The organism is Martinezella miluonensis, assembly GCF_900094545.1.
In the GTDB taxonomy this organism is placed as follows: domain Bacteria; phylum Pseudomonadota; class Alphaproteobacteria; order Rhizobiales; family Rhizobiaceae; genus Rhizobium; species Rhizobium miluonense.
Genome location: NZ_FMAH01000022.1, coordinates 13,202 through 36,722, shown reverse-complemented (window position 1 = coordinate 36,722; position 23,521 = coordinate 13,202). Strand labels below are relative to the sequence as shown.

The window sequence follows — 23,521 nt, the reverse complement described above, 5'->3', positions numbered from 1 at the left end:
TACGCGGAACACCAGAAGTAAGCAACGACGGGAGGTGAGCAGTCACCTCCCGTCGTTGCTATTTTAGTAATAATTTCATCGTGCAAAGCACGATTTTCTGGGTTGAAATTTAGAAATTCACCTTCCAGCCAGAGCGAAGCCATACGCGCGGATCGCCGCCTTCAGTCGAGGCATTGACCATCAGCGAGGCAGTACCGCTACTGACGGCAAATTCGGCGCCGAGACCACCACGGACCCACCATTGCTTGAGATCCTGACCCGGCAGATCGACAGATGACAGGCCGATAATTTCCGCGCTTGCGTCAGACGACCGGTTCTCAAAGCGGTGGGCCACTTCCGTACGTGCCAGAAGGTTGACGTTTTCAGTGAGCGGGTGAACATAGTCGGCACCCAGGCGCGCGATCGTCGAATGGTCGTTCATTTCGTCATAAGCAACAGGGAAAGAACCTCCATTTTCGGTATAGGCATCGACCTTGCTGTTCGCGCGGGACAGAGCGATATAGGGGGTGATTGCGGTGTCAGCGATGGTGGCTGCGTTCAGCCAGTCGAGACGAAGCTTGCCGCCCCAGGTCTGCGTGTCGGTGTTGCCGTCGGAAAAGTCCGTTGACGAACCATTGAGATAACCGCGGTGGATATCGATTTTACCCAAAGCGTAGTAACCACCGAGTGTCACATAGAAATTGCCACCAACATTTGCGGTCACTTCCGGGGAAATATAGAAGCCCTTGAAATTGAAATCGCCGCCGCTAACGAGATCTTGCTTGGTGTATGTGCCGCCGATTGCAAGACGTCCGGTGACACCATCGGCAATACCGTAGCCGAGACCGAATTCACCAAGCGCGAAACCGCCATCGGCAGCTTTGCTCTTGTCATATCCAGAGTCGACTGTACCCCAAGCGGAGCGCTGGCCCGCGTTGAGAAGGTTGCGCATTGGACTGCCTTCGGCACCGAACATCGCCGTGTTCGCGTAGCTTAGCTGCGTGTTGCTGGGCGTAATAGCTGCGCTTTGAACGGTCGGAACGAACTGCTCGGCAACGATGATACCCGTGCCAGTAGAGCCCGCGCCAGTAGAACCTGTCCCAGTAGAGCCCGTGCCAGTAGAGCCTGTCCCAGTAGAACCCGTCCCCGTCGAGCCTGTCCCAGTAGAACCCGCCCCCGTCGAGCCTGCCCCAGTAGAGCCAGTCTCAGCAGGTCTGACACGGGCATAATAAAACTTACCATCATATGTGGTGCCGGCAACGACACTGCCATCACTGGAAACGGCCACGGCAGTCTGAGTAACATCCGACGCCAGCGTGACGCCATTGCTTCTCAACCAATCGTCGACGGTGATCGTATTGGTGGCTGCCGTCCAGCGGAATCCATGAAATTTTTCAGGGTTGTCGTTGCCAATGTTTGCAGTGCTGGCTTGCCCAACGATAACATTGCCATCGGCACTGACAGCATACGCACGATTATAGCGCCCGCCAAGCGTTCCCAGTTGCTCCATAGAGCCCCTAACACCGTCATCGCCAACATGCCAGCGATAGGCCCGCTCGTAATTTCCACCGCTGGTGGGATACACTGAAACGGTACCCACGATTGTACTGCCATCGCGGCTCAGCGCACCAAAATTGGTGTTTTTGCTATCATGCTGACCTCCAATATCGAGGGTGCCGATATCGACCATGTTGCCCGCCTGCGTCCAGCGAAAAACTCTGGACGTTTCTTCTTGACTGGAAGAAGAGTTGCCCGCCACGACGCTGCCATTTTTACTTACAGCAACCGCCTGAGAAGAATCGTCACCGTCGAGTACTCCCAAGTCCGTCATCTGGCCATTAACCTGCCAGCGGAATGCGTGCACCTCGTCGGGGTTTAGGGATGACTGCCCGACTACCGTGGTTCCATCACCGCTGATGGCCAGCCCAAGCGATTGGATTCCACCTAACGTGCCAATATCCAAAAGACGATTTGTGGACGTGGACCAGTAAAATGCGTGCGCGGCACCGTTACCCGTCAAATATGAAAGGCCCGTCACCGCACTTCCATCATCGCTGACACCAATGGCTACCGCATAGGTTCCACCAAGCGTTCCCAGATCCTCCATACCTGAAGCCGTTATGCGGGCCGCATGTGTCACTTCGGTAGACGAAGACATTGTGGAACCGACGTACACGGATCCGTCATAATTGATCGCGCGCGCTTGAACATCTTGTGTCGCAACAAGAGCGGAACCCTCGGAATCCCGCCAGATGTAAGGCACCCATCTTCTAGCACTAAGATCGTAGTTATTGACCACCAGTGAGGAGCCGTCACCGCTTAGGCCGCCAATGTAATTACGATTCGTATTCGGCGGCGTGAATATATCGAATGTGACGCCTGAATTGCTCTGCCCCACAGATACGGGTTCGGCGGGACCCGCGAATGTGGGAGATGCGAGAGCCAGCACGAGAAAAGACGTCGTATTGAACAGCATCTTCATATGCTGTGCGTTGCCGGAACGGTGTGTGTCTAACGTCTTGTTCATGCTGCCTATGCCCCTATCGCCACGCCTGGTCTCATTTTGAAACGGCGCGGATATTGAAATCTGGCGAATGGGTAGCAGCGGGCTTATTTGTCGAACATGCCTGAGCGTCCGCATTAATCGTCTGGACGTCCAGAAAGCGGTTTGTTACTGTAGTTTTAGAGTATAACTGACTAATGTGACTTTTATGTCATATTTTATATTTCTGAAGTAGGCATCAAACAATACACTTTGCTTGCCTTGGCATGGCCATTTCACTTGGTTAAGAAATGACGTCTTTCGTTTTCGACAGTTTGGATTTGCATCAAGATCAGAGTTTCGATGCTTATAGAGCGCTTTACACTGGCGGGTCGGATGTGGAAACTAACGGGACCGATTTTTACGCCCACATCGTGGCAAAGCGTCTCGGTAAACTTGTCATGTTCGATCGCCACCTAAACGGGGTTACTCACGAGCGATCCTTGCGCCGTGCCGGTGCTGACGGTTTTGAGCATTTCGTCTTGCAGCTCAATCTTTCAGGGCAGCTTCTGGTGGAGACGCCAAGCCATAGAACTTCGGTTCGTGCCGGTGAAATCATTCTTTTCGACATGACCAAGCCTCAACGTACGACGCTGGTCGACTGTCATTATCTGACATTTTCCTTAGCGCCCGACATGCTGGCGACCGTCGAGAACAATGTTGACGGCCTGCACGGCTCCATTCTTGACGGGCAGAAATCCTCTATCCTCGCAGATATGATGGCTTCGCTGATGCGCCGAAATCTTCTGAACGAGCCGACAGTCGCCAGACGTGTTACACAGATGTTCCGCCAGGCGTTGGCGCTTGCGCTGGATCCGGACGAACAATCCCGTCCCCGCGATGCCAACGAAGCCATGGAGCGCGTCAAGCTGCTGGTGAATGCCCACCTTGCCGAACGTGAACTTTCACCCGAATGGATCGCCAAAAAAGCCAACCTTTCGCGCACCCGCCTTTATGAACTGTTCAAGCCCGCAGGCGGGATCTCACGATATGTACAGAAGACCAGAGCAAAGAAGTTGCGCCAGCTGCTCGCAATGCCGGAAATGGTACGTTTCAGCGTCAGCACACTCTGTCATCAGGTCGGTTTTGCAAACGAGAGCCACGCGATCCGAACGTTTTCCGAATTTTTTGCCATGTCCCCCGGGCAATATCGACGTCAACTCGATGGTGGCAATTCGAACAACGATACCGCATCCTCTTCGGATTTCGACGGCTGGATCAGGGCATTGAATGCCTCTTAACGGAAAGGCATGAGGAGCTGTCGGGCAGCGAATGCCACATGCGCAGGGCTATGATCTTTCAACCTCGCGGCTCATTCGTGCCTTTCGGGGCTTTATAGACAGTTCATAGATTGCATAAGCGCTCACGAGCCCGTGGACTGCCATCATATAATAGAAAAACGAGGCCTGCCCTTCGCTTTGCATGATGGCTGAGACCATCAGCGGCCCTAGCGCGCCTCCAATGGATATGAAGAACAGCAGTGTCGACGCAAGCATGACATAGTCACCCTTTTCGGCACGATCATTGCCATGAGAGGCGCACAGTGCATACAAGGGAAAGCTGAATGCGCCGAACATTACAGCTCCAGCGATAATAAGAGCTTGGCCCACATCGGCGAAAGCCGCGAGGAACACTTCCGTCGCAATAGCACCGATCATCGTCAAAAGAATGACTGTGACGCGGTTCGAGCGATCCGAAAACAGGCCGAGTGGATATTGCAATATCAATCCGCCTAAAATGCCTGCGCTCATAAAATTAGCGATCTCGGCTGGCGTCAGCCCGATTGCATGCGCATACACCGGCCCCATCGAACGAAATGTTGTGACGGTAAGGCCAACAGCAATTGCCCCTAGCACCGCAATGGGACTGATATGCCATGCACGCACGAAATTGACCCTCAACTCCATTGAGCTCGCCTGACCGGAGGTTTTTATCAACGAGATCGGGACCAGCGACATAAAGATGGCACCCGATATGATGAAGAAAACTGCAGGACCATCCACCCCGACAGAAGGGATGACCTGCTGCGCAAGTGCGACTGTACCGAGGCTGATGAGCCGATAAATGGACAGAGCACGCGCTCTGTAAGTGTTGCTGACATTCGCATTGATCTCGCTTTCTATTACCGCGAGCAGGCTTGCGTAAGCAAAGCCGGACAGAAAGCGAATGACGATCCAGACGCTTGGCTCATTCGTCAGGACCATTGATGCCGTCAGAATCGAGGCGACAACGGCCAGCAGCATGAGCGCCCGCTTCTGGGCCATTCCGAAAAAGAGCCGTGAAACGCAAGGGCAACCCAAGGCAAATCCTACACTGTATACGGCGCTCATGACGCCGATAACTGTAGCCGGAAAGCCCTCATGCGCCCCTCGAACAGCAACGAACGTTAACTGCAATCCATGCGCGCCTAAGATGATGCCAGCGGTCGTAAAAATAGGAAGTAGTGGTGTAACGTGGTTCGAAGCCATAGTTGCCTGTAAAGTCGCGCAAACCGCTGAATTGCCAGCTTACGCACTACATTCAAAAATGACATTCTTCAATGAATTTGAGCTGGTATGTCATGGGCTGGCAAGGCATGGAATCGGGCTTGTCGCAAACCTTTCAGTTGGTTGAAGCAATGCCGTGAACGGGTGCATTTTTATGCTTTGTTAACTTTTTGAAGTCCAAAGAGGAGAGCATGAGGAATTGTGTGGTAGTTAGGCGGCGAGCGCTGTTCCGTCTGGCTTCTGATCGTCGTTTGCCATGCCCGGATACCATTTCTTGAAAGTCAACCGCCACGAGCCGTCGAGGGTCTGGGTGCGGGTTTGGAGGAGAAGATAGCGCTCCTGTCTTGCTCCATTGCATTTGCTGCCTTTTAGCGAGCCGCCTCGAGATAACGGCGTTGACGGTGGCCTCGGCGAAGGCAGAGGATATCCACTCTCCGGCGTAACGACACGAAAGTGTTAGGCAAATTGGAATGACATCCTTCGCCTGATCACGACGATCCGTTCCGGCCAGGTCCGACCTTCGACCCTACTTGCCAGGCTGTCGGCGCTCCCGCGACAGAACGGCCTGGCGCTGACGCTGCGCGATCTTGGCCGCATCAATCGGCCAATTTTCCTCCCGCAATGGTGGCAGAACCCGGAGATGCGCAGAAACGCAACCGCCGGCCTCAACAAGAGCGAGGCCCAGAACACCCTTGCCCGAGCGATATTCTTCAACCGTCTCGGGGGAATTGCGCGATCACACATTCGAAAGCCAATTCTACCGAGCATCCGGCCTCAACCTGCTGATCAACGCCATTGTCTACTGGAACACGCTCTATCTCGAACCGGTATTCGCCGAGCTCAACCGGGAGGAATTCCCACGCCGCCGAATGTGATCAAACATATTACCCCGCTCGGTTGGCAGCATATCAGTCTGACCGCTGATTACATCTGGACCCCGACGGACAGCCTCGATCTTAGGCCGTTGCGGCGGGAAAGCTCCATCCTCGCGGCGTGATCACCCTATGTTCTCAAAAGCCAGACAAATCCAGCACTTTCGTGATGTCGTGACGCCTAGCTGCGTCGCATCCGATCAAGTCGGGCGAGAGGTGGTATTTCGCCCCCTTCCGCAAACGGACCCATCTGGAACGAAAGGCTCAGGAGCTGATTGTGTGCCCTGACCAGCATGCGCGTCGGCATGCTGTCGAACGCTTCTATCCGGACGGTCTTGTAGAAGCCGGCTTCCGCCGGTTGCGCCAACCCGTCCCCATCGTTGGCATCGGTCTTATTGAGCGTCTCGCTCAAAACCTTCTGCGCATGCCGGGCCTCGATGCAGATCGCCGGTATCCCCTCGGCCGTCAGGGCGTGACAAAACCACGTCGACAACGGCCCGGTCTCGAAGGCGACGCGTCTGGCATGCGGCGTATGCTTGCGGATCATATCTGCCAGCAGCCTGGGTCCGAAGGGCACTTGCCGCGCCAGATGCGTTTGCCGCCTTGCTGGATTGAGATCGCGGTGTCGTTCAAGGAAATGTCGAGCCCAATATACTGGTTCATGGTTGCCTCCAACGAATGATGTTTGGGGCCGGTGCCGATCGGAAGCCCGTATTCCCATCTTATCGGAGGCAACCACCCTACCTGCATCAACAGAAAATGGCCCGAGGAGATCGCCCCGCGATTGTCCCATGTCTCAAGGCGATGGGCGACATACGACACCGCCTCGCCGACCCGACTATTGCAAAGCCTCCGCCTGATATTCACATTGATCTCACATGCGCCTGAATTGGCACGGCACGGCAAAGATTTGCGCTGACATGCAGCTCGGATATGCGCTAATTCAGGTCGATTGTTCGAGGTAGAATGTGTTGAGCGAAAAAATTGCCGTGATCGGCCTGGGTTACGTCGGACTGCCCGTCGCGATTGCCCTGGCCGGGAAATTTCCCGATGTCGTCGGTTTCGATATCAAGGCGTCCCGCGTCGCGGCCTTGAACGCGGGCGAGGACGACACGCGCGAGGTTTCGCCGGAACGTCTGAAGGAAAGCAGGCTGCGCATCAGCAGCGACATCGAGGATCTGCGCGACCGCGACATCTTCATCGTCGCCGTTCCCACACCGATCGACCGCAACCGGCAGCCGGATCTGCGCCCGATGATTTCCGCCTCGCGCACCGTCGGCAAGGCTCTGAAGAAGGGCGGCATCGTCGTCTATGAATCGACCGTCTATCCTGGCGTCACCGAGGATGTCTGCGGCCCCGTGCTCGCCGAAGTCTCCGGCCTGTGTCAGGGCGAGGATTTTCACCTCGGCTATTCGCCGGAACGGATCAATCCCGGCGACAAGGAACATACCTTCGAACGCATCGTGAAGGTGGTCGCCGGCGACAGCGAGGAGACGCTGGAGAGGATCGCCGCCGTCTATGGCGCGGTGGTCGAGGCCGGCATTCATAAGGCGCCTAGCATCAAAGTGGCGGAAGCGGCCAAGGTGATCGAAAACACTCAGCGCGACCTCAACATCGCGCTGATGAACGAGCTATCGATCATCTTCGAAAAGATGGATATCCGTACCGCGGACGTCCTAAACGCGGCGCGGACGAAATGGAATTTCCTGCCGTTTACGCCCGGCCTTGTCGGTGGCCATTGCATCGGCGTCGACCCCTATTATCTGACGGCCAAGGCCGAGGAACTCGGCTACCACCCCGAAGTCATCCTCTCCGGCCGGCGCATCAATGACGGGATGGGCGCCTTCATCGCCCAGAAGCTGATCAAGATGCTGGTTTCGGCGCAAAAGCCGATCAACGGCGCCCGGATCGGCATTTTTGGCCTGACCTTTAAGGAAAACGTGCCGGATCTCCGCAACAGCCGCGTCCCCGACATCATCCGCGAGCTGCACCAGTTCGGCATCAAGCCGCTGGTGCACGACCCAATGGCCAACCATTATGAGGCAGAAGAGGAATATGGCGTGCGGCTGGCGGCACTTGACGATTTCGGCAGGCTCGACGCCATCGTGCTTGCCGTACCGCACAAATCCTATCTGGCCGATAGTGCGGCGGAGATTCTCAATCTACTGGGCGAAAACGGCGTCGTGGTCGACGTGAAGGCAGCACTGGAACGCGACAATCCACGGCTCGACGGGCACGCCGTCTGGAGCCTATAAGCGCCACTTAGCGGTCTCTTGACGAGGCAGCGACCGTCAATCGCAGCCCCTCATCGACCGAATAGGGTGGCGACCAGCCGGTGATCGCCACCGTCTCGTCGATGTCGACCTGCAGCGAACCGAGAAGGCGCCGTGCCGCCGCGCGACGGCCGAGCAGCGTCGCCAGCCCTTCCAGCAAACGCGGCGGGATCGGCAGCAACAGGGTTGTCCGCCCCATTGCCGCAGAAAGCTTGCAGACCAGTTCGCCGATGGAAAGATCGGCTCCGTCGCTGACCAGGAACACCCGATGTCCGGCAGCGGGATGATGCGTCGAGAGCAGGATGAAATCGACGAGATTGCCGACGAAAACCAACGATCTGCGGTTGGTGACGAGCCCGAAAGGCCAGGGAAACAGCCGCCCGGCCCATTTCATCAGGCTCGCAAAATTCGCCTTGACGCCCGGCCCGTAGACCAGTGGCGGGCGGATGACGACGATCTCCATGCCCGTCTCCGCGCCGATGGCAAAGAGCGCCTCTTCCGCCTCGCACTTCGATTGGCCGTAAGGATCCTCGGGATGCGGCATGTCGGACGCCGTGAACGGCCTGCCCGGGACAGTCGCCTCGCCGTTGACTTTGATCGAGCTCAGGAAGATGAAGCGCTTTGCACCGGCCCGAGCCACCTGCCGAGCCAGATTGACCGTGGCATCGACATTGGCGGCGCGAAAGGCGGCGAGCGGATCTGACGAGGTGTCATTCATGACGTGCACGCGCGCCGCCAAATGCACGACGGTTTCGACGTCTGCGAGCGCTCTCGCCCAATCGGTCGCACCATTGAACGTACCCATAGCAACAAAGCCCGGCTTTGGTGCACGGCTGACCGGACGATAAACCATCTGTCGCCGGGAAAGCTCGGCGCACAACGCCTGCCCAACAAAACCCGTCGCACCCGTGACCAGGATCATGCGCCCATCGTCCCTCAATGACGCCCATGCGTCCGTTCAGACCATGCTTCGCACATTACCTCAGTGAGGAACAAGGCATCCCGGAAGGACAGGCTCGGAAAATTCGTGGCCGGAACGATTGTGCAGAAATGCCTGATATGAGATGGACTGCACAGAAACCATCATCGGCGCCGCGAAACGGGCGCCGGTAAGACTATCAGAGACGATGCCCTATACGATCGCCAAGCGCCTTTTCGACTTCCTCGCCGCCTTTGCGGCTATCGTCGTCTTTTCCATCCCGATCCTGCTGGTCGCGGTCGCCGTGCGGCTGACCTCCCCCGGCCCCATTCTTTACTGGTCGGACCGGGTCGGCCGCCAAAATCAGATTTTCCGCATGCCGAAGTTTCGCAGCATGCGGACCGACACGCCCGCGGTCGCCACGCATCTGCTAAAGGATGCCGGCGCCTATCTAACGCCGATCGGCTCCTTCCTGCGCAAATCCAGCCTGGACGAACTGCCGCAGCTCTGGTGCATTCTGAAGGGGGAAATGAGCGTCGTCGGCCCTCGCCCGGCGCTGTTCAACCAGCATGATTTGATTGCGCTACGCACCAAGCGCGGCATCGACGCGCTGCCGCCAGGCCTCACCGGCTGGGCGCAAGTCAATGGCCGCGACGAGCTACCGATCCCGCAGAAAGTGGCGCTCGATGAGGATTATCTGCGCCAGCGCTCCTTCCTTTTCGATCTCAAGATCATCGCTCTGACGGCATTGAAGGTGGTTCGGCGCGATGGCGTGACGCATTAGCAAGCATTGGGTGAAACTGTCAGGCCGGTAAAGCTTGGCCGCAAGAAAGCCGCATTCCTGCCTCTTTGCGATCTTAGGGGCCGTCATGAATGCTTTGGCTGGATAGGGGATCGATGTGGACGACAGGGGAACGACAACATTGGATAGCTCACGCGTGAACACATCGCCGGCCGATCTCGCGACCCGTCCTCCCGGCATCACCACGGCCGCAAGCGTCATGCCAAAATCCATGGCAATCATCGGCGGCCTGCTTTGGCTGCTCATGGCTTCGCCAACCGTCGTCGAAAGCGACGCCTACCGCTATGCGACGGCGATCCTGTCGATGATCGCTCTCTACTTCTATCTGAAAGCGCCGCTTAAACCGCGCACGGACTGGATCGGCTGGCTCTGCATGGGCTGGGCCGCCTATGTCATGGTCCGTTTCGCCATCATCTATTGGCTGACGCCGCAGCACGACATCGGCGCTTCGGACTGGCTCTATGCCTTCACCTTCTTCTTTCCGATCCTGAGTGTCGGCTTCCTACTCTATGAAGAGCTGATGGAAAAGATCGTCGCGGCCTATTTCGCCATGGTCCTCATCATGCTAGTCGCCACCCAGCATCTGCGCGAAGTCTTCGCCGGCGAGACCATCCGCCCGCTGATCATGAACAACCAGATCCACGGTGCCGTCGCCTGCGGCATGATCATAATCTTCACCGTGTTCTGGCTGCTGCATTATCTAACGGAAAAATCCAGCGATCGCCGCATCGCGCGTTTCGCTTATATCGTTTCGCCCTTCATCTTCGCGCTCTGTTTCATCGCCATCTACGGCGCCAAATCGAAAGGCGTCTGGCTGGCGCTCGGCATCACCATGCCGGTGCTGGCGCTGGTTACGCTGACCTATCTGCGCATGAAGAGCGGCATTATCGCCATCGTCGCCGTTGCTGTCTTGCTGGTGGCGGGCATCTATGGCGTAAGACACAATCTCGACAAGACCGCAGGCCCTACTGTGTCGGCAGCGCTTTCCATGGTGCAAAACGTCACCGGCAGCCACGATCTGGGCGGCGTGATGACGACCACCATCAGCTCGTCCGACACCCCGGTATCGATGGACGAGCGCCTGCAGCTCTGGTCCAACAGCTGGGAAGTCTTCTCCTCCGCGCCGATCTTCGGCTGGGGCAATCAATGGCTCGAGCGCTGGGCCGAGACGCGCTATTCGCATGTTCAATACACATTGCTGCACAATGGCTACCTGGAAATCCTGGTGCGCTTCGGCCTGTTCGGCGCGACAATCATGGGCTTCATGCTCGCCACCTTCATCCGCGCCGTCTGGCGCGCCCGCAAGGCAGGCATCATTCCGCGCGCTGCATGGCACGCCTACATCGCCTGCCTTTTCTTCTTCTCATTGACGCTCCTCAGCAACTCCAACAACCGCCTGGCGATCGGCGAAAGCCTGGCCTTCGCAAGCTCCGCCTTCGCCTGCTGGTGCCACATGCGGTTGAAGGGGGAGTATTTGACGATATCTAAAGGGGAATGGAAAGAAGCGGTCGTGAGAGCATGACCTGCCACTGAACTTTCATCCGGCGGCGATTAGAGCCTCGGTGGTTCAGATCAGCAGGTCAAAGCTTGCCTATCTCACGCGCCCAGTAATGCGCTGTGGCGCAGGCCTCCATCGCAACCGTGCATTTGGGTAGTTCCGTAAAAAATACAACGACTTGGTCACGCGACAACTTCCTGCGCAATACAACAGCGCCATCGCTTCGAGCGGCATGAACCTGAAACACCCGCTTTGCTAGGTCCAGGCCAACAATGCTAACTTCCTTCATGGATGCTCTCTCCTCTAAGTGACGTTCTGGCGAACATCACTCTGGCACATTGCGATGCCGTCGGGAGGGGGCATCCACATGGGGTAATCGCGGGAGCGATGCCCCTCTCGATCCGATCATGATCTTGGATGGCGGCTGTTCCCCGATAAGATGAAGTACGGGCTCTCGACTGGACGCCGGGCCCAGCATCAACGGAGAACAGCCATGACAGAGTATATCGGCCTCGATGTATCAATGAAAGAGACTGCAGTTGCAATCCGCCGAGAAGGCGTGCGTGTTTGGCGGGGGAAATGCATATCAGATCCTCACGTCATTGCCGAACTTATACGCAAACGCGCACCCACGGTGAAACTCGTGGTGTTTGAAACGGGACCGCTCTCGGTGTGGTTTTATCATGCGCTTCGAGCAGAGGGCCTGCCTGTCATCTGCATCGATGCACGACACGCCAAAGCGGCGCTCGACATGGCGACGAACAAAACGGATGCGAATGACGCCGATGGATTGGCGCACCTGGCCGAAGTTGGATTCTTCCGAGAGGTCCGCGTGAAGGGGTTCGACAGCATGTTAGCGCGCACGCTTGTCGCGGCGCGCACCCGGTTAGTCCATATGACGACCGAACTTTCCAATCAGATTCGCGGCATCATGAAAACGTTCGGCCTGGTCGTTCCAGCAGGCAAAGGAAGCGTGTTTGAGAAGAATGTTCGAGATCTTGTCTCCAGCGATCATGATCTCGCTCATATTGTGCTACCGCTTCTCGACGCCTGGAAAGGCCTGCGTGCCCGCGCCGCGGACCTCGGGCGCAAGTTGGTCGCTGATGCCCGCCAAAGCCAAGCCTGCCGTATCCTTATGTCCATCCCCGGCGTGGGAGCAATCACTGCAACCTCTTTCGCGACTGCCATTGAAGAGCCGGGAAACTTCAGGAAGTCTCGGTCCGTGGGCGCGTGGATCGGCCTCACCACGCGACGCTACCAATCCGGCGAAGTCGATTACGACGGCCATATATCCCGACGCGGCGACCGCCATCTGCGTGGGCTTCTCTACGAAGCAGCGTCGGTCATTCTTACGCGCAGCTCCGTGCAGAGTTCCTTGCAAACATGGGGGCTTCAACTCCGCGAGAGGATCGGCTTCAAAAGAGCTGCTGTGGCCGTCGCACGAAAGCTTGCGGTCATCATGCACACCATGCTCAAGACCGGAGAGCTCTTCAATCCAAATACGGGAGTGACAGTGACAGCATAGTATCGAATAGGGCTCAAAACTGAGCACTTGAAGCGTCCCTGCCGGGACGTGAGCCGAGCCATTCCGTTGATGGGGTTGCATCGCTGTCTCAGCCGAATGCGTCGTCCACATTGAAGGCTCGTCCCGCGAAGCTCCATCATGCGGCGACTGATGTCGACCGCGAAGACAACCATGCACCTGGCAGCACCGCCTCGACAACTTAACGCTTGACGCCCAGCCGCGATTAGACAACTCCATCAGTTCTCAGCGGAAATCAACAGGATATAGGACTTTTCTCCGATTGAAATCAGGAAGTGAAAGCGACACCGGAAGAGCGAAACGGCGGCCGCGGCCTCAGGTTTTTCAGCCCGGCGATCACATCATGCGGAAGCTGGTTCTCGACCTTCACGCGCGTCTTCTAGGTTGACAAACGCGTAGCGACTATCATTTTCCACGGCTTGCTCTATATCGGTTTTTCCAGCACGTCCCAAGGCCGCGATTGTCGCGGTCGTGAACGAGTGGAACAACAACAAGCCAGCCGACAACGAGCTAAGTTATTCTGCGCGGGAATAAAATGCGGGTCCTACATTTCTTCAAGACGTATTGGCCAGATACCTTCGGAGGTGTCGAGCGGACGATTCATGCGATCATCAAGGGCGCCGCCACAAAGGGTATAGAATTCGACGTCCTATCGCTAAGCAAAATTCCAACGGAAAACACAGTCAGATTTCATGGGTACATGGCCTATAAATCCAAGCTCGATTTTGAGTTTGCATCAACTGGATTTTCGCGCGACGTCTTCGGAAGGTTTCGCGAGCTGTCAAATATGGCCGATATTGTTCACTACCATTTTCCCTGGCCACTGATGGACTTAGTTCATCTTGTTCATCCTCCCCATAAGCCGACCGTTGTTACCTACCACTCCGATATCGTGAAGCAAAAGTTTCTGTTGAAACTGTACAGGCCGCTGATGCACCGCTTCCTCGATAGCGCCGACAGGATCGTCGCCACGTCGCCGAACTATCTCGCAACCAGCGATGTACTGCAGCGTTACAAAGCGAAGACGGTCGTCATTCCATTGGGGCTCGACGAAGCTGAATACCCCAGGGCGGAAGAAGACACTATGGCGCGCTGGCGCCAGCGTCTACCTCGGCCTTTCTTCCTTTTTGTCGGTGTTCTGCGCTACTACAAAGGCGTCCATATTCTCCTGGAGGCCGCGAAGAGGACTGATCTGGATATTGTCATCGTGGGAGACGGTCCGATGGACCGCTCGTTGCATAAATATGCAAGGATCAACAATCTGGCGAACGTGTCCTTTCTTGGCGCGTTGCCAGACATCGACAAATCTGCCCTTTTTGAACTGTGTATCGGCTTCGTATTCCCTTCCCATTTGCGCTCGGAGGCCTTTGGCCTTTCCTTAGTCGAGGCTGCCATGTTCGGCAAACCTATGATTTCCTGCGAGATCGGAACCGGAACGAGTTTCGTCAATATCGAAGGAAAGACGGGGTTCGTCGTCCCCCCCAACGACGCGGAAGCCTTGGCAATGGCAATGAATGCCATCGCCAATGACCGCATACGTTCAGCCAACCAAGGCAGCGCGGCACGGACGCGCTACCAGGAAAATTTCACCGCAGAGCGCATGGGGAGCGCCTATGCGGAGCTTTATCGGGACCTGTTGGCACGGCCATAGGCCTGTTCTTCGCGAAAATTCGTATAGCAGAGCCTCATTTCGAAGCTCTGCTTTTCAATAATTTGAGATATTCGCTCCCACAATTTTGAGTGCTGTAACGATCCATCGTCTGCTTGGCAGCGATAACAAATTGTCCGCGTTTTTGAGCGTTGCTCGCGCAGTCTCTAAGGGCTTCCGCCGCCGAACCTACATCCGGCTCGAACCAAATTTGATCCTGATAAAATGGATAGTCCCCAAATAGCACGGGAAGCGTTTCGCCGCTCACAAGCCAGCTATTCTTATCGTTCATAAAATCCATATTGCCAGAATATGCGGATGCCACGACCGGAATTCCCAGCGCCATCGCCTCCGCCATAAGACGTCCAAACCCTTCCGCCCGATGTAGCGACAAGACCACGTCACAACACTGCAGCAGTTCGTAATACTCGAGGCGACCCATGACCGTGTTGCGGATGATAATGCGCGGATCCTGTGCGGCCTTGCGCATGCATTCGCGCCAAAGCGAATCGTCGTGCACATTCATTGCCTTGACAATCAGCCGCGCCTTGCGGTGGGTTTCACGGGGGAAAGCCGATTGAAACGCAAGGATAGCGCCCAAGGGATTTTTTCGTGAGATAGAGGAGGCGCCATCGAAACTGGTAAAGACGACGAAGCTGTCGTCCTCCAGGCCAAAATCTGATCGCGAAACTGTGGGGAGCTCAGGCACCATCACAGGCAGCGGCACCCTGATGACAGGCTTGTCCGTCGCGCCTCTAAATGCACGAGCTGAATGTTCGGAGTGGCACCAGATTTCGTCGACCAATTCCATTGCCATTCTGGCGGGCGGCGGAAACCGTTCTAGCTCCCATTGCCAGAAACCGATTTTTCGGCGAGCAGAGAAGGCGCTAGGGCCGACTTTGTTTAGCAACGTTAGAGTATCGAAGGCCGGCATGACGTAGATCATCACGTCACCGTCGAAAGTAGCCGAGTGTGCATCAATGGAGGGTTCGTCGATTGCTTGACGTGCAGAAATTTGCCACGGGGCTTGGATAACTTCCGGTACGATTCCCGCAGTAGTTAATGATGACCGCAGCAACCGAATATCCTCTCCAAGGCCAAACTCGCCTTTCGGGTATCCGATCAGTGCAACATTGTTAAAGAAATTGGGCGGCGAGACTCCATGCTTCGTCGCAAATACGTTGGAAGCATTCGATATATTGCCCGCCGATTCCTCGCGAGCGACTTCGTCGTGCTCCAAAATTAGGTCTGATTCTACTCGACCGAAGTATTCGGCTCGGCCGTTAGAGATCCACCATTGCTCGATCTGCGTTCGTCCTTCTAACGTTGAGATATCGGCAAACTCGCGCAGATCTATCCTGTTCATGTAAATCAATGTTAAAAACGTTGACGGATTTTCAAGATTGATAGTGATTTTTCTTTGCACCAATGGAATATTAGTCCGATAACATATTTGTTTATTATTTATTGCCGTGGGCATATACACCGTAAGATGAACAAATAGTTTGTACAAAAGGCTAGTAAACGAAGAGTCATCGGGTAATTTGTTTTCAGCCGTGCAGTGTAATAAAGAAATTGCCTCTGCTTTTCGAAGCCAATTGGATTGTCCAAAGTATTCTTTGTGGCCATAGGACAGCCACCAATCCCAACAATCAGAAATTCCCTCTTGTGTAGAAACATCCCAGAGGGCCTGCAAATCGTAACGATGTCGTAGAACAAGTTGGAGAAGACCGGTTAACTCTATTTTATGAGATGCGTCCAGAAACTTTGTCATAGGGGCCAGGTGGAGCTCCTCAATTATTTTCTGGTCTGTAACATCCCTGACCCCAGGAAATTCGCTACGACCGACAGACAGCCACCAATACATGAGGTCGTCCAATCCTTCGTCGGAGCCAATGTTGTAGGCCATTTGAAAACCCGCGCCAGCACCGACCCAGACACCAATCAGCGACTTGGGCACACCATACTTAAACGTTTTATTGAATACGAACATTTCGGACATCATTTGCGATCGGCCACCTTTGTCTGCCTCTTTGTTGCCGTCGCCTTGACGCGACGCTCTCTGCTGTAGTCTTGAATTACGATCTACCCCCAATCGTAGCGGAGGAGTCCACCGAGTGAAATATGTCAATCCACTCGGTAAGGACTCCCGTCCGGAAGGTTTTCACTTAGCAGATTGGATTTCGATTTCGAATGGTATATCCAAAGGCGAAACTACTGAACGGGTCAGATAGATGGTTTTTAAGAATTTAGCCACACGGTGGCTCGTCGGAAAATTCGGCAATAGGGCATCGGCAGCTTCAAATGAAGGCACTGTCAAGGTAAAGAAAATTGGCGCGAAATATATTTCCAGGCGTGAAAAAAGAGCGATTGAACGCTATTTCGATGAAAACTTTTATGTTTCGTCCCAGGAAGCACGACGCTTGGGCATGAGAGCCGTCGATCACTATATCGAAATCGGCGAAAAACAAGGGCTTTCTCCTACTGCTGATTTTGATCCAGTCTTTTACGCAAAAAAGAATCCAGACGTCGCAAATTCAGAACTTACCTTGTTCGGACACTACGCGCTATATGGCCTTACAGAGGGCAGAATGAGCCGCAGCGCAGCCAGCAATCTAGCGTACGACGACTCAAAAATTGACCGGAACCTCGATACTGTACTAGTTCTTGCGCATGAGGCCACTCGTACCGGTGCACCTATCCTCGGACTAAACATCATCAATGAACTGAGGGATTGTTATAACGTCATAGCAGTGGTGATGAAGACGGGTTCGATACTTCCGTCTTTTGAAAAAAGTGCGGCAGCCACTATCATCATTCCACCGGGCGTCGCATTGGACGAGTGTGAGGGGAGGGCGCTAGTCGAGGAACTCGTGGCGCGATATCGGCCCTTGTACGCTGTAGCGAATAGTTCCGTAACGAAGTCTTTGGCTGTTCATTTGGAACAATTTGGCGTACCCGTTGTGGCGCTTGTCCACGAATTTGCCATGGATTCTCCTCCTCTCGGATCATTGGATGAACTTTATCAAAAGGCATCTCACATAGTCTTTCCTACCAGAATTGTCGCAGAAGATTCTCAAGCGATGTATCCGCTGTTGCGCGGGCGCAATGTATTAGTTTTTCCTCAGGGGCCGTCTATCATCCCGGCCAAATCGGACGGATTTGCGAAAGAAAGCGGGACTGTTGACAGACCATTTGTCAAGGATGGTCGTTTTACCGTATTTGGTATGGGCACGGTTACCTACCGCAAGGGAGTGGACTTGTTCGTATCAGTGGCCGATTTCCTTTATCGAGAGTTGAATCGAGACGATTTCAGGTTCATTTGGATAGGCCACCACAATCCAGGGGATGTGCGCTACAAGCTCGCTATCGAAGCTCATATCAAGAAAAGCGGACTTGAGAATGTTGTTGAGTTCCTCGACGAAGTCGATGATCTAACGCCGTATTTTAATGCTGCAGATCTTTTGTTTTTGAGCTCTCGTATTGATCCGCTTCCCAATGTTGCAATTGACGCGGCTCTCGCGGGGGTCCCAATTTTGTGCTTTAAAGATGCAACCGGTTTTGCCGACATTTTGGAACAAGACGCTGCGACAAGCTTCCTAGTCGCCCCATACGTTAGGGTTGATAGGGCTGCAAAAATCATTGGTGATTTAATTGACAAAAGGGCAGAGTTGAGTGCGCTCTCAAAGTCACTAAAGCAATATGCCAAAAAGACATTCGACATGAAATCATATGTCGCGCGGATTGATCAGTTGGGAAGGCAAGCAGCTTCGGCAATAAAGCAGATTGAATCGGATGTTGCGAGAGTTGTCGACGCTAAGGCATTTGACAAAGTATTCTACTTTGGCGAACACGGTTCGGCGTTCGACGACACCACTGCCGTGAAGCGATATATGAATGGGGTACGTCTCGCGTGGCCATTGAGCCGCGGAGATGCTGGCATTTTCGTTCGCAGGCCGATGGTTGGCTTTAACCCTCTGATTTACGATCTAAACAATCCGAATGATTCTGGTAGTTTCAGAGATCCCTTGACTGACTTTTTGGCGAAGGGAAAGCCAGAAGGACCGTGGTCCCATTACGTCATCAGGCCGTCTGACGCGGTGTTAGAACCTACCTTGCGTGTGGCGATCCACGGTCATTTCCACTACACGGATTTGTTGGATGAATTTCTACGATGCCTCGAAGTAAATGAGACGAAGCCGGATCTTTTTATTACCACGACGAGTGAGGAAAAGGTTCGAGAAATTCAAGCGACTCTTGATAAAACACGATGGAGTGCAAAAGACGTTTGGACCGTACCGAACAGGGGGCGCGACATATTTTCCTTCCTTAAGGATATGCCGGAGCGCCTTGGGCGGCATTACGATATTGTCGGGCACCTCCACGGAAAAAAGAGCGGCCATGTGGAAACTGCTGTGGGCGATCGCTGGCGGAATTTTGCCTGGCAACATTTGTTGGGCAATAAATATCCAATGCTTGACATTATCGCGGCCGCATTTGCTGACCACTCGAATATTGGCCTAGTCTTTCCGGAAGATCCTCACTTGAATGGCTGGGATTTGAACGAGGCGGTAGGTATTGAGTTGGCGAAAAGGATCGGCTTGACAAAGTCGCTTCCAACACATTTTGACTTTCCGATCGGGACAATGTTTTGGGCGAGACCAGAGGCGCTTACGCCGCTATTTGAAATGAAGCTAGACTTATCGGAAATTCCTGCCGAGCCTCTTCCTATTGACGGAACCATCCTCCACGCACTTGAGCGCTTGATACCATTCGCGGTGGAAAAGGCGGGTTTTGCGTACGCGACTACGCACGTGGCTGGCGTAAACAGATGACATCGCATGTTATATTTGGAGGCGCAGGCTTTATCGGGCGTCACGTGGCAAGAGCGTTGATCGCTCGGGGAGAAGACGTGACCGTCGTCGTGCGGTCGGCGTATCCCGCAAGTGCGGGCATCAAGCAGCCGAAGGTCGTAATGCTCAATCTTTCGACAGCGATTGCATCTGATTTTGATAGGCTGATCGGGGACGCCGAGATCGTACATAACTACGCCTGGAGCACTATTCCCCAAACCGCAAACGCGGAACCTTTGGAAGATTTAGTCGACAATGTTGGACTGACGATTAATATTCTTGAGGCAATGCGGCGGCGCAGTGGCGGGCGTTTGATTTTCACATCTTCTGGGGGAACGGTATACGGAAGATTGCATACCATTCCGGTTCCCGAGACGCATGAGCTTGCCCCCCTCACGGCATACGGAGCCTCGAAGGTCTCCGCCGAGACCTACATCAAATTCTATAATCGTCTTTATGGGTTGGATACGCGAATTGCGCGCGTAGCAAATCCTTATGGGGCTGGCCAACTGGTTACACGTCCACAGGGGGTGCTGACTACCATGGTCCACCGGGCACTATCTCACCAGACGATCGAGATATGGGGAGACGGTGAGGTCGTCCGCGACTTTATTCACGTCTCAGACGCTGTGAGCGGCCTGCTGTCTTTGGCCGATGCGCTGCCAAACCAAGACCTAGTTCCGCCGATTTTCAACATAGGCAGTGGCAAAGGCTGTAGTATAAACGAAATTCTGGTGAGTATAGAACGACGCTTAGAAAGGAAACTGCAAGTCGTTCGTCAGCCCGGCCGCGCTTTTGATATTCCAATCAGCGTACTTGATATAGCAAAAATGGAAAGAGAGTTTGGATGGAGGCCAAAACTTACCCTCGAGGCTGGCATTTACCATATGCTCGATGACCTCCAGGAGGATCCGGCCCGGTTGTTTTCTTCGCTCAACTAAGCGAAGGGAACCATACAATACCGCCTTCCGACTCTCGTGGGTTGTTTCATGTCAGTGTTTGCGCCAAAAGCTCCACCAACAGCCTTGTCGGCGTTGGCTGCAAATGCCTTTGCCGGATGCGCTCCGTGAGTTGACCACTTGCCCCACGGGTCAATGCAACTTCGACCGCATTTGCAAGTCCGCCCCAGTTCCCCGGCTCGATATAGGTCAGCGAATCCCCGAACATTTCCCGTGACCATGGATGGTCGTTGATGAGCATCGGGCTTCCCGCCAGTGCTGCTTCCAACGAAGAAAAGCCGGGGGAATCGTCTCCCAGTTCGAGATAGAGCGAGCAACTTTGCATGGCCGAGCGGAGGATCTCTGATGCAGGCTGCATAAAGGGGAGGAACCGCACATTCTCCCCGGCAGCTGCGCGGCACTTATCGTAATAATGCTTGTCGGCATAACCTCCGATAAATACCAACGGGATTTCGCTGTCCCTCAAGGCTTTGATTGCTTCGAGTTGACGCTTGTGTTGCGCCAGTTGTCCAACCCAGAGAATGTACTGGTCAACACCGTACGCCGACTGGAAAAGTCCGTCTTCAGCGGGTTTCGCAAAACCGGGCGCGATGCCGGGAGGTATGATCGCAACTTTATCTGCATTCACTGCAAAATTTTTCAGGCAAAGTTCCTTCTCCACCTTTGTGCGCAGGACAACCAGATCGGCTAGATCCAGATGACGTTGCACCACCTCATGCGCGCTATGCTTTTGGTCGAAGAAATTGAAGTTAGGTATAAGGACAATCGGCTTGCCCGCCGCCTTTATGTCGGACAGCAACCCTTCCCCGCCGCCATGCGCGGAAAAATGGATAACAGCGTCATAGGCGCTAAGGCGTCGCGAATTCGGTCCGTAGAGATCTGCCCGAACACCTACATCATTGATATAGTCGGCTAATTGATGCAGCTCGGTCTCGCCCCCCCCGGGGGCAAGGAAAGCCTGGTGATAGGTGGTTAACAAGAGCCGCAACGATTAAGTCCTTGTGGTATACTATTTTAAACGTGAGACATGATCCTATTGGTTTCCTCTGAACGATTCCAGTTGTCCGCAGACGAAAACCAGATCTTTTAACGCTGGAACGATGTTTTCCGAACGTTCTCCTCACGCCGGTTCATTGATGAAAAGACGGCGTCACTGCTGGAACCAAGGCATACCCGGCCGAGGATTGCCATTTTCAAATGACATCGGGAAAAACTTGAAGTGGAGGCGCCAGCCGCTTCCGCACATTCGCGACGACATCTGGAAGTATGTTTCCATTTCGTCGGAATTTCCGCCCTCCTTGTCCCACTGGTCCACCTTATCGCCAAAGAGTCGAACAAGATCGCGCTCAAATTGGAACAAACAGCAATCGTAGATTCTCTCCCTGTCGGCAGGATAGAATAGAGCCTTTATTTCAAGATGCTTTGCGAGGAATATCGATACCGTTCTCTCAAGAACAAACGGAAGGGAACCGCAACCATGGGCAGCTACTCCGTAATAATCCTGCGTTTCATGCAGAAATGAATAGAGCTCTTGACCGAGATCATCCTGGGAAAGATTGAGTATTGGAAGGATCATTTCTTCCATATACTGTTCCCAAAATAGTGAATTTCCAAACCAATAACTACAGCAAGAAAGTATATTGTTAGCGTGGTGCCCCTGTGCGGCCAAATCGTATTTCAAGCCGGCCTTATCCAGGACGCGTTGTGTCTTTTGCGTAAAATTTGGATCCCTGGTGTTTTCGGAAAACTGCCACAAATTTTTGTGTGTATAGGCAAATTGTGGAAACGGGTTGACTACATATACATCGTATCCGGGATTGTCCTGAATCCACGAGTCCACCTCAATCCCGTCTAAGAGGCTTTTGCCTTGGAAACGCGTCGATACAGCGCCGACGATATCAGCGCTCTTGTAACTGCCATTGGCATATATTTCGCGGAAGATTTGGAATTCGCGCAAGCCTGGTTCAGGATTGTGCCGAAAATCAAGCGGTTCGAACCCCTTCTGGACCTGAGCGAAATGCTTGTCGAAGATACAATTCTGGAGAAGACGGGTTTTCATGAACGAAGTCGGTCCTAGTTCCTGATGCGCTGGATGTGGTCAATGATTTAGTGACTCCTAGCGGACTTGTCCATCGACGAGGCCATTCATTCCAGAATCCACGATGTCCTACCGTTGCAATGACCATTGGGTTCAAGTACCAATGCTCGCCGCGAGAAGCGCCAACAACCTAATTGCTACACGGTAAATATGCTACAGCCAAAATACAAAGGTATCATCCTCGCCGGCGGCAAGGGAACACGGCTTTATCCAGCGACCATCCCAGTCAGCAAGCAGTTGCTGCCGGTGTATGACAAGCCGATGATCTACTATCCGCTCAGTACGTTGATGATCGCCGGAATCAGAGAGGTGTTAATCATCTCCACACCAAGTGCATTACCCCTCTATCAGGAATTGCTAGGATCCGGCGAAACGCTGGGTATGCGTTTCGAGTACGCGATACAGGCGGAGGCGCGCGGTCTTGCCGAGGCTTTCATCATTGGGGAGCGCTTTATCGGCGATGCGTGCGCGGCCCTCGCGCTTGGAGATAATATCTTCTATGGCACCGGCGTGGGCACGAGCGTGCGGCAGGCGAGCGAGCGGGATTCCGGTGCGACCGTTTTTGCCTATTCCGTAAGCGACCCGGAGCGTTACGGGATCGTCGAGTTTGCCGAAGATAAGACAACCCCGATCTCCATCGTCGAAAAGCCGAAGAATCCAAGAAGTCACTTCGCCGTTACCGGGCTTTATTTCTACGACAACGACGTCATCGAGATATCGAAAGGCATCAAGCCCTCTTCCCGCGGTGAGCTTGAGATCACAACGGTCAACGACGTCTATCTGCAGAGAGGGAAGCTTTTCGTCGAGAAGCTCGGTCGCGGCAACGCATGGTTTGACACCGGGACCCATGATAGTCTTCTTGAATCAAGCCAATTCGTACACACGATCGAAAAACGCCAGGGCCAGAAGATCGCATGCATTGAGGAAATCGCCTGGCGCATGGGCTTCATCGATGACGAGCAGCTCGAACAACTGGCTCATCCGCTTGTGTCGAGCGGCTATGGAAAGTACCTGCTGAGCCTAATTCCGCGATAGTTTCTGTGTACGAG

General features: G+C 54.3%; 15 protein-coding genes and 4 pseudogenes. 10 read left to right on the top strand and 9 right to left on the bottom strand.

Translation table 11 applies throughout. From position 1 onward, the window contains the following. Positions 1–109: 109 nt before the first annotated feature. Positions 110–2,506 (bottom strand): autotransporter domain-containing protein, encoded by a 2,397-nt coding sequence (locus GA0061102_RS18015; protein WP_159432173.1) that lies wholly within the window; start codon positions 2,504–2,506, stop codon positions 110–112. Between the two features lie 266 nt (positions 2,507–2,772). On the opposite strand from GA0061102_RS18015, the gene GA0061102_RS18010 reads away from it, so the two are divergent. After that, positions 2,773–3,762 (top strand): helix-turn-helix domain-containing protein, encoded by a 990-nt coding sequence (locus GA0061102_RS18010; RefSeq protein WP_092851707.1) that lies wholly within the window; start codon positions 2,773–2,775, stop codon positions 3,760–3,762. Between the two features lie 48 nt (positions 3,763–3,810). Here the strand turns inward: GA0061102_RS18010 and GA0061102_RS18005 are convergent, their stop codons facing one another. Beyond that, the gene (locus tag GA0061102_RS18005) at positions 3,811–4,764 is read right to left on the bottom strand and encodes an MFS transporter (RefSeq protein ID WP_159432172.1); all 954 of its coding nucleotides are present in this window, start codon (positions 4,762–4,764) and stop codon (positions 3,811–3,813) included. Positions 4,765–5,217: 453 nt separating this feature from the next. Continuing rightward, a pseudogene (locus tag GA0061102_RS18000) lies at positions 5,218–5,446 on the bottom strand (ISKra4 family transposase); the annotation flags it as partial. 21 nt (positions 5,447–5,467) lie between these two features. On the opposite strand from GA0061102_RS18000, the pseudogene GA0061102_RS17995 reads away from it, so the two are divergent. Then, positions 5,468–6,004 (top strand): annotated as a pseudogene (locus GA0061102_RS17995) (Tn3 family transposase); the annotation flags it as partial. A gap of 122 nt (positions 6,005–6,126) precedes the next feature. Here the strand turns inward: GA0061102_RS17995 and GA0061102_RS17990 are convergent. Then, a pseudogene (locus GA0061102_RS17990) lies at positions 6,127–6,542 on the bottom strand (IS110 family transposase); the annotation flags it as partial. A gap of 305 nt (positions 6,543–6,847) precedes the next feature. Between GA0061102_RS17990 and GA0061102_RS17985 the strand changes: the two are divergent. Beyond that, a complete protein-coding gene (locus GA0061102_RS17985; protein ID WP_092851703.1) occupies positions 6,848–8,134 on the top strand; it encodes a nucleotide sugar dehydrogenase in 1,287 nt (428 codons plus the stop codon). Positions 8,135–8,141: 7 nt separating this feature from the next. On the opposite strand, the gene GA0061102_RS17980 is transcribed toward GA0061102_RS17985, so the two are convergent. Beyond that, the gene (locus GA0061102_RS17980) at positions 8,142–9,074 is read right to left on the bottom strand and encodes an NAD-dependent epimerase/dehydratase family protein (RefSeq protein WP_092851701.1); all 933 of its coding nucleotides are present in this window, start codon (positions 9,072–9,074) and stop codon (positions 8,142–8,144) included. 205 nt (positions 9,075–9,279) lie between these two features. Here GA0061102_RS17980 and GA0061102_RS17975 point away from each other — a divergent pair, with 205 nt between their 5' ends. Both GA0061102_RS17975 and GA0061102_RS17970 read left to right on the top strand, forming a co-directional pair. Continuing rightward, complete coding sequence (locus tag GA0061102_RS17975; protein WP_092851816.1) at positions 9,280–9,855, top strand: sugar transferase; 576 nt, start codon at positions 9,280–9,282, stop codon at positions 9,853–9,855. A 154-nt stretch (positions 9,856–10,009) separates the two neighbouring features. Further along, entirely contained in the window at positions 10,010–11,395 is a 1,386-nt protein-coding gene (locus GA0061102_RS17970) for an O-antigen ligase family protein (RefSeq protein ID WP_245298049.1), read from the top strand. A gap of 61 nt (positions 11,396–11,456) precedes the next feature. Here GA0061102_RS17970 and GA0061102_RS17965 read toward each other — a convergent pair. Next, positions 11,457–11,660, bottom strand: a pseudogene (locus tag GA0061102_RS17965) (IS110 family transposase); the annotation flags it as partial. 204 nt (positions 11,661–11,864) lie between these two features. Between GA0061102_RS17965 and GA0061102_RS17960 the strand changes: the two are divergent. Next, positions 11,865–12,896, top strand: coding sequence for an IS110 family RNA-guided transposase (locus GA0061102_RS17960; RefSeq protein ID WP_092851697.1), 1,032 nt, complete (start codon positions 11,865–11,867; stop codon positions 12,894–12,896). 553 nt (positions 12,897–13,449) lie between these two features. Further along, positions 13,450–14,565, top strand: a complete 1,116-nt coding sequence (locus GA0061102_RS17955) for a glycosyltransferase family 4 protein (RefSeq protein WP_092851695.1) — start codon at positions 13,450–13,452, stop codon at positions 14,563–14,565. A 34-nt stretch (positions 14,566–14,599) separates the two neighbouring features. On the opposite strand, the gene GA0061102_RS17950 is transcribed toward GA0061102_RS17955, so the two are convergent. Continuing rightward, positions 14,600–16,555 (bottom strand): glycosyltransferase family 4 protein, encoded by a 1,956-nt coding sequence (locus GA0061102_RS17950; RefSeq protein ID WP_159432171.1) that lies wholly within the window; start codon positions 16,553–16,555, stop codon positions 14,600–14,602. A 241-nt stretch (positions 16,556–16,796) separates the two neighbouring features. Between GA0061102_RS17950 and GA0061102_RS17945 the strand changes: the two genes are divergently transcribed. Both GA0061102_RS17945 and GA0061102_RS17940 read left to right on the top strand, forming a co-directional pair. Then, positions 16,797–19,397: a rhamnan synthesis F family protein gene (locus GA0061102_RS17945; protein WP_092851691.1), complete on the top strand. Its 2,601-nt coding sequence runs from the start codon at positions 16,797–16,799 to the stop codon at positions 19,395–19,397. Continuing rightward, positions 19,394–20,356, top strand: a complete 963-nt coding sequence (locus GA0061102_RS17940) for an NAD-dependent epimerase/dehydratase family protein (protein WP_092851690.1) — start codon at positions 19,394–19,396, stop codon at positions 20,354–20,356. Before GA0061102_RS17945 ends, GA0061102_RS17940 begins: the two co-directional genes overlap by 4 nt. A gap of 46 nt (positions 20,357–20,402) precedes the next feature. Here GA0061102_RS17940 and GA0061102_RS17935 read toward each other — a convergent pair whose 3' ends face one another. After that, a complete protein-coding gene (locus tag GA0061102_RS17935; protein WP_092851689.1) occupies positions 20,403–21,362 on the bottom strand; it encodes a glycosyltransferase in 960 nt (319 codons plus the stop codon). 162 nt (positions 21,363–21,524) lie between these two features. Next, positions 21,525–22,433 carry a hypothetical protein gene (locus tag GA0061102_RS17930; protein WP_092851687.1) on the bottom strand — a complete coding sequence of 303 codons (909 nt, stop codon included), beginning with the start codon at positions 22,431–22,433 and terminating at the stop codon, positions 21,525–21,527. A gap of 189 nt (positions 22,434–22,622) precedes the next feature. Between GA0061102_RS17930 and rfbA the strand changes: the two genes are divergently transcribed. Further along, positions 22,623–23,507, top strand: coding sequence for a glucose-1-phosphate thymidylyltransferase RfbA (gene rfbA, locus GA0061102_RS17925; protein ID WP_092851685.1), 885 nt, complete (start codon positions 22,623–22,625; stop codon positions 23,505–23,507). Positions 23,508–23,521: the final 14 nt, after the last annotated feature.

Coding starts and splice junctions, on each gene's coding strand:
- GA0061102_RS18015 (WP_159432173.1), bottom strand. CDS start 2,506: ATGAACAAGACGTTAGACACACACCGTTCCGGCAACGCACAGCATATG.
- GA0061102_RS18010 (WP_092851707.1), top strand. CDS start 2,773: ATGACGTCTTTCGTTTTCGACAGTTTGGATTTGCATCAAGATCAGAGT.
- GA0061102_RS18005 (WP_159432172.1), bottom strand. CDS start 4,764: ATGCTGCTGGCCGTTGTCGCCTCGATTCTGACGGCATCAATGGTCCTG.
- GA0061102_RS17980 (WP_092851701.1), bottom strand. CDS start 9,074: ATGATCCTGGTCACGGGTGCGACGGGTTTTGTTGGGCAGGCGTTGTGC.
- GA0061102_RS17975 (WP_092851816.1), top strand. CDS start 9,280: ATGCCCTATACGATCGCCAAGCGCCTTTTCGACTTCCTCGCCGCCTTT.
- GA0061102_RS17960 (WP_092851697.1), top strand. CDS start 11,865: ATGACAGAGTATATCGGCCTCGATGTATCAATGAAAGAGACTGCAGTT.
- GA0061102_RS17955 (WP_092851695.1), top strand. CDS start 13,450: ATGCGGGTCCTACATTTCTTCAAGACGTATTGGCCAGATACCTTCGGA.
- GA0061102_RS17950 (WP_159432171.1), bottom strand. CDS start 16,555: ATGTTCGTATTCAATAAAACGTTTAAGTATGGTGTGCCCAAGTCGCTG.
- GA0061102_RS17945 (WP_092851691.1), top strand. CDS start 16,797: ATGGTTTTTAAGAATTTAGCCACACGGTGGCTCGTCGGAAAATTCGGC.
- GA0061102_RS17940 (WP_092851690.1), top strand. CDS start 19,394: ATGACATCGCATGTTATATTTGGAGGCGCAGGCTTTATCGGGCGTCAC.
- GA0061102_RS17930 (WP_092851687.1), bottom strand. CDS start 22,433: ATGAAAACCCGTCTTCTCCAGAATTGTATCTTCGACAAGCATTTCGCT.
- rfbA (WP_092851685.1), top strand. CDS start 22,623: ATGCTACAGCCAAAATACAAAGGTATCATCCTCGCCGGCGGCAAGGGA.